We start from the raw sequence: 16891 nt of genomic DNA on the forward strand, positions 1-16891 counted from the left end.
CCCTTTGTTTATCTTAATCTTCCATTGTCGAGAGGTCACCTGTTTCAAGATTCAATTCCCAAGCCTTCAAGACGCGACGCATGATCTTCCCACTTCGCGTTTTCGGCAACTTGTCCTTGAATTCGATTTCACGTGGTGCCGCATGCGCAGCCAATCCTTCTTTGACGAACTGCTGGATTTCTTGTTTTAACTCATCAGACGGTTCATAACCTTTACGTAGCGCAATGAACGCTTTGATGATTTCGCCTCGGACCGGGTCCGGTTTTCCGATGACACCCGCTTCAGCCACAGCCGGATGTTCCACGAGTCGACTTTCCACTTCAAACGGTCCGACCCGTTCTCCTGCTGTCATGATGACGTCGTCGACCCGACCTTGGAACCAGAAATAGCCGTCTTCGTCCATATAAGCAGAATCACCTGACACATACCAATCTCCCCAGAAGTAACTCTCATACTTCGCATCGTTCTTCCAAATCTTCCTCATCATCGACGGCCAAGGCGTCTTGAGTGCCAAGTTCCCCATTCGGTGTGGTGGAAGTGGTTGACCCCGGTCATCCAAAATAGCCGCTTCGCAACCTGGGATCGGTTTCCCCATTGAGCCCGGTTTGATGTCCATCGTCGGATAGTTACAAATCATCATCGCACCGGTTTCTGTCATCCACCACGTATCATGGATTCGAAGATCAAATGCTTCGTGTCCCCAACGAATGACTTCTGGATTTAGCGGCTCACCGACGGATAAAATATGACGAAGTGAAGACAAATCATACTTCTCAAACGCTTCGTCGCCAGCGCCCATGAGCATGCGGAACGCCGTCGGGGCACTATACCAAACTGTCACGCCAAACCGTTCAATGACCGAATACCAAAATTCAGGATTGAAGCGTCCACCAACGATGACGTTTGTCGCACCATTTAAGAAAGGCGCAAAAATACCGTAGCTCGTCCCCGTCACCCATCCAGGGTCAGCCGTGCACCAGTAAATATCATCCGGTTGAAGATCGAGTACCCATTTGCCGGTCATCATATGTTGAATCATCGCATTATGGACGTGGAGAACCCCTTTTGGTTTTCCTGTTGAGCCCGATGTATAGTGTAAAATCAGACCGTCTTCACGGTCGACCCACGTCAATTCGAGATCTGTCGTCGCATCGTTCGCCAGTTTACGATAATCGAGCACCTTTTCCGACTCTTCGACATCGTCCCCAACGAGTAGAATTGTCTCTAAATGAGGCAACTGATCGACCGGAATGCGCGGCAACAGTTCTTTCGTCGTCACAATCACTTTCGCTTCCGAGTCGAGCAAACGGTCGTGAACCGCCTGTTCCATGAACGCCTCAAACAATGGACCGACGATGGCCCCTCGTTTGATTGCACCGAGCAAAATAAAATAAAGTTCTGGCTGACGTGGCATAAAGATAAAGACGCGGTCGCCTTTCTCCACACCAATCGACTTCAGAACATTACCAGAACGATTACTTTCTTTCTTCATATCCGCATACGTGTACCGCTCTTCTCGATCCCCATCGAAATAAAGCAGTGCCACTTTTGTCGCCAATTCACTTTCCGCATGGCGATCGATGGCTTCATATGCCAAATTGACTTTCCCCGTCAAATTCCATGAAAACAATGCTTCTGCTTGTGTCCATTCAAACGACTGACAAGCCTCTTCATACGACGCTAATTGATGTTCCCCTGTTAACGCTTTCAATTTTTCCATCGCTAAAGATTCGCCTCCCCTGTAAAGATTGGTATAACCACTTTCAGTATAGTGTTAAAATTATGACAAATCAATGAATTTCCAATTTCATCAAAACAGGATGATTCCAGCTTGATGAAAGCGCTATAATAAGAGATGGAAAAGGTGGTGACCCTATGGAAAAACAATATCATTCAAAAGTGTGGCAGACCTCACAAGGTGACGTCACGATTGATGGTCCGGTGGCGCCTGACGTGTTACGGACGTATCGTCTTGATGAAGGATTGACAGCTTTTCGTGAACCGGAAGATCAGCACGAAGCACTCGTCGATATTGCTGGGTTAAAAGAAGGAAGAATCATCGTCGCCAGGCAAGACGATCTCGTGATTGGATACGTGACTTTCCTCTATCCTGACCCGTATGAGCGTTGGAGTGAAGGAAACGACCCATACATCCTTGAACTCGGGGCAATCGAGGTGAGTCCTCGCTTCCGTGGTCAACGAATCGGGAAACAATTACTCGAAGTATCGATGATGGACCCACATATGGATGACTTTTTGATTTTGACGACCGAATATTATTGGCACTGGGATTTGAAAGGTAGTGGACTCTCGATTTGGGATTATCGAAAAGTCATGGAGAAGATGATGAATCACGGTGGACTTGTTTTCTTCCCGACAGACGATCCTGAGATTGCCTCCCATCCTGCCAACTGTTTGATGGCTCGTATCGGAAAAAACGTACGACAAGAATCGATCGACCATTTTGACTCACTTCGTCTTCGCCGACGATTTATGTACGACTAAGGAGGGATTTCATGTTAATCGAACAGATGATGAATCGACATGTCGTGACGATTCAACCGACCAATACGATTGCCCATGCCGCAAAATTAATGCGTGAACATCGTGTCCGACATTTGATTGTGACAAATCCCGCTCGACAAGTCGTCGGGATTGTCGGCCAATTCGAGATGAGTGGTGCGACGAGCGTCTTTCATCCCGAAAGTGAAAACGCAGACTTTCAAAACCCTGTATCGAGCATCATGCGATCCGAGGTACCGACAGCGCATCCATTCGATTTCTTTGAAGATGCAGCTGCGTTATTTTACGAAAACCGGCTAACCTGTCTCCCTATCGTCGAACAAGGGAAACTCGTCGGTGTATTGACAGAGACCGATTTATTACGTTACTTCGTGCAATTGACAGGCGCACTCGAACCGAGTTCGCAAATTGAAATTCTCGTCGAAAATACGACCGGCACACTCGAAAAAGTGACCCGACTCCTCGCCAAAACAAACGTCAATATCATCAACGTCTTCGTTCATCCGACGAGCGATCCGTATAAACGTATCATCTCTTTCCGCGTCCAGACGATGAACCCGCTCCGAATCATCGAACGGTTGAAACGTGAAGGGTATGATGTCCTCGGTCCGGAGATGTCACGATGAGACCGATTTACATATTTGGCGAAGACGAGACGTCTTATCGCTTTCATGAGGATCACCCGTTCAATCCGTTACGACTGGAATTGACGACATCCCTTCTGATTGCAGCCGGAAAACTCTCCAAATCGGAATGTGTGTCTCCTCCACTCGCTTCGGTTGAAGCGTTAGCGCTCGTTCATGACTTTGACTACATCGAAGCCGTCCAAGCTGCGGCGGCAGGAGAACTTTCTACGCTGAAAGCGAATAAGTTTGGTCTCGGTACGGAAGACACTCCCATCTTTCCGACGATACACGAGGGAGCCGCACGGCTTGTCGGTGGGACGATTCATGCGCTCGATCTAGTTGCGAGCGGCAAAGCAGAGCGAGCCTTCCATGTTGGGGGCGGTCTACATCATGGAATGCGGCGCAAAGCATCAGGATTTTGCGTCTATAACGATGCGGCCGTCGCCATCGCACATGTGAGAAAACAATACGGGTCGCGCGTTCTCTATGTAGATACGGATGCGCATCATGGGGACGGGGTCCAATGGCTCTTCTATGACGATGATGATGTGATGACTTTATCCATACACGAGACAGGTCGCTATCTCTTCCCGGGTACCGGAATGGTGACAGAGCGAGGGAATGGGAAAGGATACGGCTATAGTTGGAACGTACCAGTCGATGCGTTCACCCAAGATGACTCATTTTTGACGTGCTATGAGACCGTATTACGTGAAGCGTGCGAATGGTTCAAACCTGATATCATCCTGACTCAGAATGGTGCGGATGCCCATGTCTTTGATCCACTCACCCATCTCGCATCAACGATACGGACGTTCGAACAGATTCCCCAAATCGCTTCACGTATGGCAGACGAGTATACCGATGGTCGTCTCGTCGCACTTGGTGGCGGCGGCTATGACTGGTATCGAGCCGTTCCTCGCGCCTGGGCACAAGTGTGGGCCGGTCTGACGAGAGAGACACCCTATGCCGGAGATATCCCGACCGAGTGGATTGAGCAATGGTCCGATGTCGCTGGTCAACCGTTACCCACTCGGTGGGACGACTCTCTTTACGCGTTTGATCATATCCCGCGGCGTCAACAAATTGAAGAAAAGAATTGGGAAGTCACGAAGCGTGCCTTTTGGCCGTTCATCTCGAATGATCGAAAATCGATTTATTTATAAATAAAGCTGCCCGTTCATCTCAAAAATGGATGAACGGGCAGCTTTTCTTTTAGTCCTGACGAAGCGAGTCACGGCGTTCGATTCGGTGAGGAAGCACGACGTTTTTCTCTTCGATTTCTTCCGCGTTCAAAATCTTAGTCAAGAGACGCATCGCGACGGCTCCGATATCGTACATCGGTTGAACGACCGTCGTCAACTTCGGACGAATCATCGTCGCGAGGCGCGTGTTATCGTGACCGACGACTTCGAAATCGTTTGGAACAGAGTAACCTGCATCTTGAATCGCATGGATGACCCCAAGTGCCATTTCATCCGTCCCTGCGAAGATGGCTTTCGGACAATCGTCACGTTGCAACATTTTTTGCATCGCCTCGAGACCAGACGCATACGTATAATTTCCGAGAATCATATCGTTCTCATGGAAAGGAAGACCTGCATCTTCAAGAGCACGGCGGTAACCGGCAAATTTCTTCTCGCCATTGATTTGTTGCTCGAGTGGTCCAGTGATGAATCCAACACGGTCATGTCCGTGGTTGATCAACATCTGAGTCGCGTCATACGCCGCTTGCTCATAATCGATATTGACAGCCGGGAGATCATATCCTTGGTTCAATGTCGCTGCGAGAACAATTGGAACTGGTGATTTTTTGAACTCTTCCACGAGATCTTCATGCAAACGTCCACCCATGAAGATGATACCGTCCACTTGTTTACCTAATAGCGTATTGAGTAAATGGACTTCCTTGTCACGACTCGAATCTGAGTTACCAAGGATGATGTTGTATTTATACATCGTCGCCACGTCTTCGATACCTCGCGCCAAGTCGGCAAAGAAGATGTTCGAGATATCCGGTACGATGACACCGACCGTTGTCGTTTTCTTGCTTGCTAGTCCACGTGCGACGGCGTTCGGACGATAACCAAGACGGTCAATCGCATCCTGTACTTTCTTGCGTGTTGTCGGTTTGACGTTCGGGTTTCCGTTGACGACACGAGAGACGGTCGCCATCGACACCCCGGCTTCTCGTGCCACATCATAGATTGTTACGTTGTTACTATTCATAAACTACTCCTCCTACAAGTCCTGATTTTCAAAAAGTTTTCATAAAACGTCTTAAAAAAGGAAGACAGGTATCTGTCATCCATTTACCCTGTCTTCATGCGATATAAAACGTTTCCATTTGGAAAGCTTACTTTTTCACCAAATCAAGTTGGGGAAACTGGACCGTGAGTCCTTCCACAAATTGATCGAATTGATCGAAGTCTAATTGTTGTTGCGCGTCCGAGAGGGCGATCGCCGGATTCGGGTGCACTTCTACCATCACACCGTCAGCTCCGATTGCAAGGGCCGCTTTTGCAGCTGGCAACAATAAATCACGACGACCGGTCGAATGCGTGACGTCTACCATAACAGGCAGATGCGTCTCTTGCTTCAAAATCGGCACAGCGGTAATGTCCAACGTATTGCGTGTCGCACGTTCATACGTTCGAATTCCCCGCTCGCACAAGATGACTTGGCTGTTCCCGCTCGCCATAATGTACTCTGCCGCATAAATGAACTCTTCGATTGTAGCGGATAATCCGCGCTTCAACAAGACCGGTTTGTCTGTCTTCCCAACTTCTTTTAACAAATCGAAGTTCTGCATGTTGCGAGCTCCGACTTGAATGATGTCAACATACGGTAACGCCGATTCCACTGCGCCAGGAGTCATGATTTCTGTGATGACTCGTAGGTCATGTCGGTCAGCTGCCGTCTTTAACAGTTTCAATCCCTCAAAACCTAAGCCTTGAAAATCGTAAGGTGACGTACGCGGTTTATAAGCACCGCCTCGCATGATTTTAACACCAGACAATGCAAGCTTTTCTGCGACCGCATTCACTTGTTCGAAAGACTCTACGGCACATGGTCCTGCAATCAATTGTGGACGGCCGTTTCCGATCGTCACATCTTTCATATGGACCAACGTGTCTTCCGGTTGACGTTTACGCGAAACGAGAAGCGTTTTATCTCGATCTTCTCCTTGTAATTCAGCAGACGCTTTAAAGACTTCTTTAAAGATATGTTGAAGACGTGACGTTTCAAACGGCCCTTGGTTTGATGCGGCAATAAAATCAAGCATCTCTCGCTCTCGGACCGGATCATAACGTTCGACACCTTGAAGACGTTTAATTTTTCCAATTTCGACGGCAAGTGTACCGCGCCGACTAAGCAAGTCGAGCATTTCATGGTTCAATTCATCCATTTCTCGACGTAATCGATTCAATTGATCTTGTGGACTCATAGTTTCCCTCTCATTCCTAAGCCGTTCTTTCCAGATTCCTAATTATATCGAACTTTGTGCGCTTTGTCATAAGGAAACCTTCTACGTCACAAAATCACCAAAAAAGGACCGAATCCATTCGGTCCTTACGAATTACTCATTTTTTTTTAAGTCTTTCTTTAAATCTTCTAGTTCTTCTTTCGATTCCTCGTCGAGCAACTCATTGACAGGTGCTTCGAGCGAATCGTCAGACTCTGAATCCGATGCGTTCGATGGCTTTTCTTCTTCAGCCGCGCGGTCCATCTGTTCCTTCACTTCCGATTCTGCTTCCGCAACGAGTTGATCTGCTTTTTCCATCGCCTCTTCAATCGAAAGCTCATCTTCATCGATTTGTTGCTTCAATTCTGCAGCTTCGCGTGCCTTATCTTTTACGATATTGAGGACAGGTGCCGCCTTATCGCTCGCCACTTTAATCCATTCCCCGACGACCGGTTCTGCTTTCTCACGCATCTCTTTCGATTTGACAGTCAGGCGCTCTCGCGATGTTGACGTCTTCTCATCAAGGTACGTCCGGACTTCACGTCCGTTTTTCGGAGACGTCAATAACGCGACTGCCGCTCCAACAATCCCTCCGAGAATGACACCCGTCAAAAATCCGCTACTTGATTGATTCTGTTCTGTTGATTGCTTTTGGTCTGTCATATGTGAGTTCCTCCCCGAGATTAACTTATTTGATCGTATCATCCGTTTGAATCAAATCAGGTGATACAGGTGTTTCTGCTTTCTTCTCGCGTCGTGTGCGACGACGTGGACGTTCTTTTGTAGTAGAAGATTCAGGTTTGTTCTTCTTGAACAATTCGACCGCAACCGATCCCCATCGGACGGCTTGCGCAATCTGTTCTTTGTTTTCGTCCGCTGCCGAATGGACAGAAGTCGAGACGGTACGAACAGACTCGGTTACCTCGTTCAATGATGTCCCTAGCTCATCAAGCGCATGAGCGACAGGTGCGAGCAATTCTGTTTTTTCTTCGACGTTGTCTACGAGACGGTTCGTCTTATGTAAGAGCGCCGTCACTTCCATCGTGATTCCATCGAGCTGGCGTTCTAAATTTTCGGTCGTATTGGCGACGCTTCCGAGTGTACGATTTACATTCGACAAGACACGCGCCAAGAAGATGACGAGTACGACAAACGCGAGCGCCGCAATTAGCCCAGCGATGCCTCCTAATGTGATCTCCATTCAATCCATTCCTCCTATTCAATCGTTTCTTGTTTCATTATAGCACCATTATGACTGAAAAGATTTGCTACAACCGTTTTCGCCATTCGGTCTGATTATTCCTTTACCCGTTTTTGTGTTTTCGATTACACTAAAATAGAAATTCATAAAAAAAATTAGGGGTGATCGTGTGAGAGATCCAAGAATTACACAATTAGCTGACGGTTTAATCAATTATTCCGTCAAGCTACAACCGGGGGAAAAGGTATTAATTGAGAACTTCGGCGTCGAAGAGTCGCTCGTTGAAGCACTCGTCGAAAAGGCATACGAAGCAGGGGGACATCCTTTCGTTCTCTTAAAAGAGAGCCGTATCTTACGTAAGTTGTATACAGGCGCAAGCCGTGAACAACTCGAACTGATGGCCGACATCGAACGTAAACAGATGCAAGCAATGGATGCCTACATCGGCTTACGTGCTGGTGATAACATTAACGAGTTGTCAGACGTTCCAAGCGAACAGCAAAAACTTGTCGGTGCCACACTTGGGAAAATGCATACCGAAGACCGTGTTAAAGGAACGAAATGGGTCGTTCTCCGCTATCCATCCCCATCGATGGCGCAACTCGCTGGAAAATCGACAGAAGCGTTCGAAGACTTCTATTTCAATGTCTGTACACTCGATTACGGAAAAATGGACCGTGCGATGGATGCGCTAGTCGAGTTAATGAATAAGACAGATCGCGTGACATTGAAAGGACCAGGTACCGATCTTTCATTCTCGATTTTAGATATCCCAGCCATCAAGTGTTCTGGTCAGATGAACATTCCGGACGGTGAAGTGTTCACAGCACCGGTCAAAGACTCGGTCAATGGTGTCATCACATACAATACGCCATCTCCATATCAAGGCTTCACGTTCGAGAATGTGAAGTTGACGTTTAAAGACGGGAAGATTGTAGATGCGACAGCTAACGATACAGAACGGATCAATGAGGTGTTCAACACGGATGAAGGTGCGCGTTATGTCGGTGAGTTCGCCATCGGTGTGAACCCATACATCCAACATCCAATGAAGGATATTCTCTTCGATGAGAAAATTGATGGAAGCTTCCATTTCACACCTGGTCAAGCGTATGATGAGGCTTATAACGGCAACAACTCATCTGTCCACTGGGATCTCGTCAACATCCAGCGCCCGGATTACGGTGGCGGCGAAATCTGGTTCGACGATTTGCTCATCCGAAAAGATGGACGTTTCGTCATCGATGCGTTGCTTCCGCTCAATCCAGAAAACTTGAAATAACACAAAGAATGGTGCGCCTTTTTCAGGTGCACCATTCTTTATATTTATAATTTTGTTTTCTTCCCGAGGGCGGCAGACATCATCCAAATTTCTTTTTCAAGTCGCTCGATATGAGAAACGAATGTATCTTCAATCGCCTCATCGCCGTCCTCAAATTTCTCCATCGCATCTTGCATCTCTTGACGGATTTGTTTGAAGTCACTGATGATATCTTTGATCATCTGATCTGTCTCGGCATGACGATCGCCTTCTTTTAACGTTGAATGTTCGAGATACTCTTTCATCGTCGCAAATGGTTCGCCGTCATTCATAAGGAGTCGTTCTGCCACATCATCGTAGAGTTCTGCCACTAAATTATAGAGTTCTTCTAGTTTTTCATGATACGTGAAGAAATGCGGTCCACTAATATACCAGTGATAATTATGAAGTTTTACAAACAGCAATCCATAGTTCGCTACTTCTTTGTTTAAGGTGTTGAGTGCAACTTGACTAGCCATTCCTAACATCTCCTTTGTCATATTCATCGATACTACTATTACCGAGATTTTGGATGGCTAAACATAAAAAAGAGAGACTTTCGTCTCCCTTTCACACTTACGCTTCAAGTTTTACAACTTCTTCATATTCGCGCTGATACGTTTGAATATCACCGGCACCCATGAATAAGAGCACGGCATCGGCATGGTTGCGTAACACGCTTGTACCACCACGTTTTAAGATATGTGCTCCTTCGATTCGTGATTGAAGGTCTTCGATGGTGACCGTCCCTTCTTGCTCACGTGCTGAACCGAAAATATCACATAAATAGACAGTGTCTGCTTCGGCCAATGCCGTCGCAAAGTCGTCCATGAATGATTTCAAGCGTGTATACGTATGTGGTTGGAAGATTGCAACGACTTCTCGATTGCCATACTTTTTCCGAGCTGCTTCTACCGTTGCACTAATCTCACGCGGATGATGCGCATAGTCATCGACAAGCACTTGATCGTTTAACATCGATTCACTGAATCGGCGTTTTACACCGTTGAACGTTTCAAGACGTTCTTTTACCAATTCTTTCGGCAAGTTCTCGTAGTCACATGTCGCAATGACGGCAAGCGCATTCAACACGCTGTGGTCTCCATATCCAGGAATCCGGAATGTCCCGTAGAAGTCATCACGTAAAAAGACATCAAATGTCGTTCCATTTTCTGTCGATGTGACCTGTTCAGCACGGAAATCATTGTGCGTCCCGAAACCGTAATAGACGAGCGGCACGTTTGCTTGGATGTGTTGAAGATTTTCATCATCGCCACAAGCAATGATTCCTTTCTTCACTTGTTTCGCCATTTCTTGGAATGCGTCAATGACATCATCAAGACCAGAGAAATAGTCCGAATGGTCAAAGTCGATGTTCGTCATAATCGCGTAGTCTGGACGGTAGTATAAGAAATGTCGTTTGTACTCACAAGCTTCGAAGACAAAGTTCTTCGAATCCGCCACTCCCTCTCCCGTTCCATCGCCGATTAAGAACGATGTCGGTTCGATTCCACGCATGACGTGTGCAAGTAATCCCGTCGTTGACGTTTTCCCGTGCGACCCAGTGATGGCGACGCTCGTGTAATGGTTCGCGAGTTCACCTAAAAACTCGTAATACTTATAAATCGTCAATCCGAGTTCACGTGCACGCACGATTTCTGGATGATCGTCACTGAACGCGTTTCCTTGTACAACGATTTGGTCTTCCGAAATATTTTCAGGATCGAATGGCAAAATTTCAATCCCTTTACGGTTCAATGCTTCTTCTGTAAAAAATGCTTTTTCAACGTCCGATCCACGGACCTCATTGTTCATATCAAATAAAATTTGAGCTAAAGGACTCATGCCCGTTCCTTTAATTCCGACGAAGTGATAACGGTTCATCTGTAAATAGCCCCCCTAATTCATTGCGGCTCGTCAAAATGCGACAAACCTTTGTCATTATAGCAAAACTCACAGAATCGTGCTATTACAGATTATTGTTTTTTTGTGCAAGTCGTCGGCTACGGTACATCGCCATCCGATCTTTTGGCGTCATCATCACATTCACAGGCGGTTGATCCGCTTTAAATGAGACTTGAACCGCTGGTGTCAAATCTGTGTCAGAAGGCATTCCTTGCTGTTCAGATGGTGTTTGTAATGTTTCTGCAATCTGCTCGATCGACGGACCAATTTGTTCCGCCAATCCATCAATATCTAGGTCGGTTTGAGGAGTGGCATCTTGTTGAGCCTCCACGACTGTCTCCTTTTTTGAACGAGATAAATCTGTTGATTGCATAAAAACAGATGAAAAGCCATTATCAAGAATCGAAACTTCACCAAGAATCGATTTGTCTTCAATTTCAATTTCCCCGGAAATCAGCTCGTTGGACTCTTCACTCCATTCAGGTTCAGAGACGGTTTCAGTAGATGACTCTTGGTTCAGCTCTTCCGTCGCAGAATGAGTAGATTCCATCGCTGAATCATACGCATCTCTCGTTTCAGGAGAGTGTTCGACCGGTAGGACAATCTTTGGTTTGGGGCGAGCATATCCATAAATCGGTGACGGGACGTCTGACGGAATGAATTCCTCGGCTGCCTCAACCTTTGGTGGTGGGGAACCTTTTTGTCCTTCTTTCGACAGTTCTCGTTTGATTCGCTCTGCTTGTTGCTTCAGTGAACGTTCATATGCATCCATACTTGATTCCTCGCTTTTTCACTCAATCCATATTTAACAAAAAATCGGTCGAATTTAGCGACCGATTTTAAATGCTGTACCTACTTCATATTCGTCATCTAATACTAAAATTCCTTTTTCTTGCGGGGCGTTCGGAAGGTTTAATTCACGGGCAGAACAAATCATCCCGTGTGAACTCTCACCGCGGAGTGCAGATGGACGGATAATCAAACCAGTCGGCATCACCGCACCCGGTTTTGCGACAACGACTTTTTGTCCGGTTGCTACATTAGGTGCGCCACATACAATCTGAACAGTCCCTTGGTCGATTTGAACTTGGCAGATCGACAATTTGTCAGCGTCCGGGTGCTTCACTGCGCTTTCGACATAACCTACGACAAACTTCGGTGTCACGTCAACCCACGAAAAGTCCTCTTCAATCCCGTTGTCATTCAAGATGCTTTGCAACTGTTCCACTAATCCTACTGTCAACTCAACCGGACCATTCCATCCTGTCACATCAACATGTTGACTCGCTTGAAACAGGTTGTACCCGTTCACTTCCCCGTCTGCTGACTTGACGATTGCCACATCTCCCGTCCGCTCGACAGATTGATGATGTCTTTCTCCTTCTTTCAACAACACCATGAGTACATCACCGATTCCTTCTCGGTTGTAAAACACATTCATTTGCATACGTTCCTACGTCCCTTCTTTCAAACTCATCTCACTTATTTTATCAGATTATGTGTTCGATGGCGGGGTCTTTTTTCCGACAATAAAAATCGGTTCAAGTTCCCCCGCCTCATAGTGAAAGGCGAGTGCAGTTATAGGAATCCGACCATTTGTGAAGAAATCAAACATCAATTGCTGCATCGCATCATATCCTTGGTCATTTCGAATGTCCGCAACGATCATCACATCCTGATGTGGGACACCGACGAGCATATCCCCTTCAATCCGTCGTTCCATCATCCGGAGAAACTCATCATTTAACACACGAGACGCCTCGTAGCCATCGCGAGTTGATAAGAAGTAGAAGGGATTCCCAGCCACTTCGTCTTGCTTCATCTCGGTCGGTAGTTTTTTCACATTCTCACGGGCGATTCGTTCGATGCGGTCGAGCGTCATCTCATCCGAAAGGTGCCGTTCTTCAATCAATCGATACCCGTTCCCGCGGTCCAGCGCATAAAAAATAGCGGTCTCGGCCGTGTGCGGGGTGAATGCAAGTGTTTCTCCATTTTTTGTCGTCTTCGAGAAAGAGTTCGAACGAATGACCGGATAGATGGCATCTTCATTTCCCGTGAGGGAGATGTGATCATCCGCCTTCATCGCTGATTCGATATACTCGATGACTTCATCGACGGCAACCGTACCGCGTGTCTTAGCCTTTGCTACAATCGGCGCAAGGCGAATATTGACCCCAAAACGGTCAGATTTTCGTTCGACGCGCAGCACCTCATTCTCACGGTCGTAAGAAGTACGGTATTCCTCATTAAAATGCGATTCTAGATAACGTCTTAGCTCATTCCGTTCCATGAAGACTCACCCTAATCCGTTCAAGAAAGCTTCAACCTGTTCCGGCGTCTTCCGTTCACGACCGACGTAGCGATCAACCTCTTTGCCATTTTCAAACGCAACAAAGCTTGGGATGCCAAAAACATCAAGTTCTTGCGCAAGTTCCATGAACTCGTCACGATCGACGTAATAGAACGTCCATGCTTCAAATTTCTTTTCGATTTCTGGCATGAATGGGTCAAGGAATCGGCAATCCCCACACCATGTCGCTGAAAACATAAGGACACTTTTCGCTTCTTTTGCTTCCATATATTCTGCCATTGTGGATAGTCGTTTCATGATTATCACTCCTGTTCGTTTTTTCCTCACTTATAATAGCATAAGTCAAGTCACACATTCTGCTCTGCTGTTTGTTATAATCAAAGCCGAAACTAGTTGAAACAGGTGAAGCTGAATGAAATTAACACGCGAAACGTTAAACCCTGAAATGAAGCACCCTCTTGAACAGATGGTCGGTGTATTTGGAATGCTTGCCATTTTGCGATACGGCTACTTGTTTATTGACACTGATAAAACGAGACTAGAGATCTTGATTTGGCTCGTTGTCGGTTTCGCCGTCATTTATGTGCTCGAAAAATATCTCAAGAAATTGGCACGTCACTTACCCATCGTTCGAAAGCGTTTCTTGATCCCCATTTACGTGATTGTGCTCATGTTATTCTTAATCAGTTTCCGCGTCCCTCGTGAGACGGTTGAGTCCGTGAAAATGTGGTTCGGAATTGGATGAAAAAGAGCAACGTTCCTCGAAACGTTGCTCTTCTTTAGTAATCAATTTTTAAATCATTCGGTTGAATCCGACCGGTTCTTCGCAAGACTGCGTATACCGCGTAGCTCAATAGAGCTGGTCCGATTATGAGGAAACCAATGACGACGAGAAAGGTGTACCAAGTAAAGCCCATTGTTTCGAGCATGACGATTGGACCGACAAGCCCACTTGTTCCCATGCCCGCCCCCGCAGCGACACTTTCCAGTTCAAACAACAGAATCGCGATTGGTGCCAATACAGCACCGGCCATTGTCGGCGGAAGGAGAATCCAAGGGTTTTTCACAATGTTCCCGACTTGAAGCATCGAGGTGCCAATCCCTTGAGCAATCGCCCCACCGACTCCGTTATCACGATAACTCGTGATGGCAAACCCGATCATCTGAGCCGCACAACCGACAGTCGCTGCACCAGCGGCAATCCCATTCAAACCGAGCATCAATGCGATGGCAGCACTTGAAATCGGTGCCGTTAACGCAAGTCCCATCAATGTCGCGACGACCACTCCCATGAACAACGGCTGTTGCTCCGTCCCCCATTCAATCCAACCACCGAGTTGCGTCATGAACAGGCCGACATACTTGCCGATATACGTTGCTGTGAGATAGCCTACGGCAATCGTAGTGAACGGCGTCACTAGAATATCTAGCTTCGTCGATTTAGAGACGAGTTTTGAGACTTCGACCGAAAGAATTGTCGCAGCGTAGCTTCCTGCCGGGCCGAACTCATATCCAAATGCCCCGACAACGAGCGCAGAAAACAAAATGAGCGGTGGCGCCTCTAGCGCATAGGCGATGGCAATCCCGATTGCCGGTCCGGTCAAGCTCATGGCAACATCCCCGATTTGAATCAATGTGGCACTCATCCCTGTGAACGTCGTCCCTTCGAGCTGACCTCCGATTGTTTTCATGATCAGACCGATGATTAATGTACTAAACAAACCTAGTGCCATATAACTTAGCGCCGTCACAAAATAAAGCGACGGGCTCAATGAGATTCCTTTTTTCTTGAACATAACATATCCTCCTTACCCTTATACAAGTGTCTTGTCATAAGTAATATACATGTATAAACACCTTTATCAGTATAAGACGTTTTCATGAAATAGCAAGAACATCCACAAAAAAAAACCGTTCACTCATCTTTCGAGTGAACGGAATGTTTGACTTAACGAGATGGACGTAGCGTTTCAAGTGTCGAACGATCAAGTCGCTTGACTAACGCTTTGAGTAACGCTTTTGCTGCATCATAGTCATCTGTATGAAGAATTGAAGCATGTGTATGGATATAACGAGATGCGACGCCAATGACGGCTGTCGGCACCCCTTCTCCGCTCATGTGCACGCGCCCCGCATCGGTACCGCCTGGTGAGACGAAATATTGTGTTTTAATGTTTTCGTCTGAAGCCGTATCGAGTAAGAAATCACGCATTTCAGGAGACATGATCATGACGCGATCTAGAATTCGAATCAAAGCTCCCTCACCGAGCTGACCGAACTCCGTTTTACTCCCTGAGGCATCATTTGCCGGTGAAGCATCGAGTACGAGTGCCACATCTGGCTGAATCAATTCAGATGCCGTCTGCGCTCCACGTAGTCCGACTTCTTCTTGTACGGTAGCACCCGAGAACAAGATGTTCGGGTGATCGGCTTTTGTCGTTTCCTCCAACAATTCAATCGCAAGACCGACGCCATAACGGTTGTCCCAAGCTTTGGCCATAATCTTTTTCGGGTGATGAAGTGGGGTGAATGCGCTCGATGGGACAGCAGGGACCCCTGGACGTACACCCCATGACTCTGCTTCTTCTTTAGAATCTGCTCCGATGTCGATAAACATCTGCTTGATGTCCATCGGCTTACCCATCGCATCTGGTCCTAACAAATGAGGCGGTGTCGAAGCGACGACACCCGGGATTTTACCGTTCGACGTGATGATGTCGAAGCGTTGTGCCATGAGCACTTGGCTCCACCAGCCACCGAGTGGTTGTATGTAAAGCATGCCGTTCTCGGTAATCCGTGTCACCATAAAAGCGACCTCATCCATATGTCCGGCTACCATGACTTTCGGTCCCGACTCATCTCCGACACGTTTCCCAAAAATTGATCCGATGCCATCCGTGACAATCTCATCTGAATGGGGTTCAATTCGTCCACGTACAAATTGACGAACTTCAGACTCGAACCCAGGAGCTCCTGGAAGTTCTGTTAGCGTCTTAAATAAATCTCTCGTCTTCTGATCCATCTTTCATCATCCTTTCCTAACCGTTCTTGTCTCATTATATACAAAAGTTTTGACAGGATGCGAATGCTTTTCATTCCATTCGGGTACAGGTTTTGGTACGATGTACATGATAGCCATAGTTCAAGGGGAGGTAGTCATATGAAAAAAAGGTATTGGTTTATTGGAATCGGGGTTGCCGTCATTGCCGCACTTATGACGAAAAAAGCTTTAGATGAACGTAGCTTATCTGCAGAAAACGCGTTAGAGTACACAAAACGTGCTTTCTCAGCAAAAGGTCATGTCCAAGGGGCATGGATTTCTGCATCACCGGAGATCTACACATACGACGGCCGTGAATACGACGTCTACAAAGGTGGCATCTCGGTTCTTGAGAACGATGAAGAGAAAACATATGAGTTTACAGTCGACTCTGAGACTGGCGCATTACTCGAATATGCATGATACGAAACCGACGAATGATTCGTCGGTTTTTTTGTTTAGTTCCCTTGAAAGAGTGGAAAATTGAAATTGGTAGTTTTCAATTTAAAAAAGGAGTGA

At 46.8% G+C, this 16891-nt stretch carries 19 protein-coding genes; 6 read left to right on the forward strand and 13 right to left on the reverse strand.

Translation table 11 applies throughout. From position 1 onward, the window contains the following. Window positions 1-13 precede the first annotated feature (13 nt). Window positions 14-1720 carry an acetate--CoA ligase gene (acsA, locus tag ACFO4U_RS06155; RefSeq protein ID WP_074036486.1) on the reverse strand — a complete coding sequence of 569 codons (1707 nt, stop codon included), beginning with the start codon at window positions 1718-1720 and terminating at the stop codon, window positions 14-16. 155 nt (window positions 1721-1875) lie between these two features. Here acsA and ACFO4U_RS06160 point away from each other — a divergent pair, with 155 nt between their 5' ends. The 3 genes from ACFO4U_RS06160 to ACFO4U_RS06170 are packed head-to-tail and all read left to right on the forward strand — an operon-like array spanning window position 1876 to window position 4315. After that, a complete protein-coding gene (locus tag ACFO4U_RS06160; protein WP_078147204.1) occupies window positions 1876-2505 on the forward strand; it encodes a GNAT family N-acetyltransferase in 630 nt (209 codons plus the stop codon). A gap of 11 nt (window positions 2506-2516) precedes the next feature. After that, window positions 2517-3149 (forward strand): acetoin utilization AcuB family protein, encoded by a 633-nt coding sequence (locus ACFO4U_RS06165; RefSeq protein ID WP_012726747.1) that lies wholly within the window; start codon window positions 2517-2519, stop codon window positions 3147-3149. Then, complete coding sequence (locus ACFO4U_RS06170; protein WP_074036482.1) at window positions 3146-4315, forward strand: acetoin utilization protein AcuC; 1170 nt, start codon at window positions 3146-3148, stop codon at window positions 4313-4315. The genes ACFO4U_RS06165 and ACFO4U_RS06170 overlap by 4 nt, the downstream gene beginning before the upstream one ends. 49 nt (window positions 4316-4364) lie before the next feature. Here the strand turns inward: ACFO4U_RS06170 and ccpA are convergent, their stop codons facing one another. From ccpA to ACFO4U_RS06190, 4 genes are all read right to left on the reverse strand, one after another. Further along, the gene (gene ccpA / locus ACFO4U_RS06175; RefSeq protein ID WP_074036481.1) at window positions 4365-5378 is read right to left on the reverse strand and encodes a catabolite control protein A; all 1014 of its coding nucleotides are present in this window, start codon (window positions 5376-5378) and stop codon (window positions 4365-4367) included. A gap of 127 nt (window positions 5379-5505) precedes the next feature. Next, a complete protein-coding gene (locus ACFO4U_RS06180; RefSeq protein ID WP_074036479.1) occupies window positions 5506-6597 on the reverse strand; it encodes a bifunctional 3-deoxy-7-phosphoheptulonate synthase/chorismate mutase in 1092 nt (363 codons plus the stop codon). Window positions 6598-6729: 132 nt separating this feature from the next. Further along, window positions 6730-7278: a YtxH domain-containing protein gene (locus ACFO4U_RS06185; protein WP_159562547.1), complete on the reverse strand. Its 549-nt coding sequence runs from the start codon at window positions 7276-7278 to the stop codon at window positions 6730-6732. A gap of 25 nt (window positions 7279-7303) precedes the next feature. Continuing rightward, on the reverse strand, window positions 7304-7816 hold the full coding sequence (locus ACFO4U_RS06190; RefSeq protein WP_074036477.1) for a DUF948 domain-containing protein: 513 nt from the start codon (window positions 7814-7816) through the stop codon (window positions 7304-7306). Between the two features lie 169 nt (window positions 7817-7985). On the opposite strand from ACFO4U_RS06190, the gene ACFO4U_RS06195 reads away from it, so the two are divergent. Continuing rightward, window positions 7986-9098, forward strand: a complete 1113-nt coding sequence (locus tag ACFO4U_RS06195; RefSeq protein WP_159562548.1) for an aminopeptidase — start codon at window positions 7986-7988, stop codon at window positions 9096-9098. A gap of 44 nt (window positions 9099-9142) precedes the next feature. On the opposite strand, the gene ACFO4U_RS06200 is transcribed toward ACFO4U_RS06195, so the two are convergent. The 6 genes from ACFO4U_RS06200 to ACFO4U_RS06225 all read right to left on the reverse strand — a co-directional run bounded on the left by ACFO4U_RS06200 (window position 9143) and on the right by ACFO4U_RS06225 (window position 13629). Then, entirely contained in the window at window positions 9143-9595 is a 453-nt protein-coding gene (locus tag ACFO4U_RS06200) for a Dps family protein (RefSeq protein ID WP_012726754.1), read from the reverse strand. 97 nt (window positions 9596-9692) lie between these two features. Beyond that, on the reverse strand, window positions 9693-11000 hold the full coding sequence (gene murC / locus ACFO4U_RS06205) for a UDP-N-acetylmuramate--L-alanine ligase (RefSeq protein WP_159562549.1): 1308 nt from the start codon (window positions 10998-11000) through the stop codon (window positions 9693-9695). 85 nt (window positions 11001-11085) lie between these two features. Next, window positions 11086-11793: a hypothetical protein gene (locus ACFO4U_RS06210; protein WP_214690720.1), complete on the reverse strand. Its 708-nt coding sequence runs from the start codon at window positions 11791-11793 to the stop codon at window positions 11086-11088. 54 nt (window positions 11794-11847) lie between these two features. After that, window positions 11848-12462 (reverse strand): YtpR family tRNA-binding protein, encoded by a 615-nt coding sequence (gene ytpR / locus ACFO4U_RS06215; protein WP_159562551.1) that lies wholly within the window; start codon window positions 12460-12462, stop codon window positions 11848-11850. Window positions 12463-12516: 54 nt separating this feature from the next. Further along, a complete protein-coding gene (locus tag ACFO4U_RS06220; protein ID WP_215243807.1) occupies window positions 12517-13311 on the reverse strand; it encodes a DUF1444 domain-containing protein in 795 nt (264 codons plus the stop codon). A gap of 6 nt (window positions 13312-13317) precedes the next feature. Beyond that, window positions 13318-13629 (reverse strand): thioredoxin family protein, encoded by a 312-nt coding sequence (locus ACFO4U_RS06225; RefSeq protein WP_159562553.1) that lies wholly within the window; start codon window positions 13627-13629, stop codon window positions 13318-13320. A gap of 115 nt (window positions 13630-13744) precedes the next feature. On the opposite strand from ACFO4U_RS06225, the gene ACFO4U_RS06230 reads away from it, so the two are divergent. Beyond that, complete coding sequence (locus tag ACFO4U_RS06230; protein ID WP_012726760.1) at window positions 13745-14077, forward strand: hypothetical protein; 333 nt, start codon at window positions 13745-13747, stop codon at window positions 14075-14077. Between the two features lie 34 nt (window positions 14078-14111). Here the strand turns inward: ACFO4U_RS06230 and ACFO4U_RS06235 are convergent, their stop codons facing one another. Both ACFO4U_RS06235 and ACFO4U_RS06240 read right to left on the reverse strand, forming a co-directional pair. Further along, complete coding sequence (locus ACFO4U_RS06235; RefSeq protein WP_215243806.1) at window positions 14112-15128, reverse strand: PTS sugar transporter subunit IIC; 1017 nt, start codon at window positions 15126-15128, stop codon at window positions 14112-14114. A 152-nt stretch (window positions 15129-15280) separates the two neighbouring features. Continuing rightward, window positions 15281-16354, reverse strand: a complete 1074-nt coding sequence (locus ACFO4U_RS06240; protein WP_214690717.1) for a M42 family metallopeptidase — start codon at window positions 16352-16354, stop codon at window positions 15281-15283. A gap of 138 nt (window positions 16355-16492) precedes the next feature. Here ACFO4U_RS06240 and ACFO4U_RS06245 point away from each other — a divergent pair, with 138 nt between their 5' ends. Beyond that, window positions 16493-16795, forward strand: a complete 303-nt coding sequence (locus ACFO4U_RS06245; RefSeq protein ID WP_012726763.1) for a PepSY domain-containing protein — start codon at window positions 16493-16495, stop codon at window positions 16793-16795. Window positions 16796-16891 lie beyond the last annotated feature (96 nt).

The sequence above is a fragment of the Exiguobacterium profundum genome (genome assembly GCF_042652865.1).
GTDB lineage: Bacteria > Bacillota > Bacilli > Exiguobacteriales > Exiguobacteriaceae > Exiguobacterium > Exiguobacterium profundum.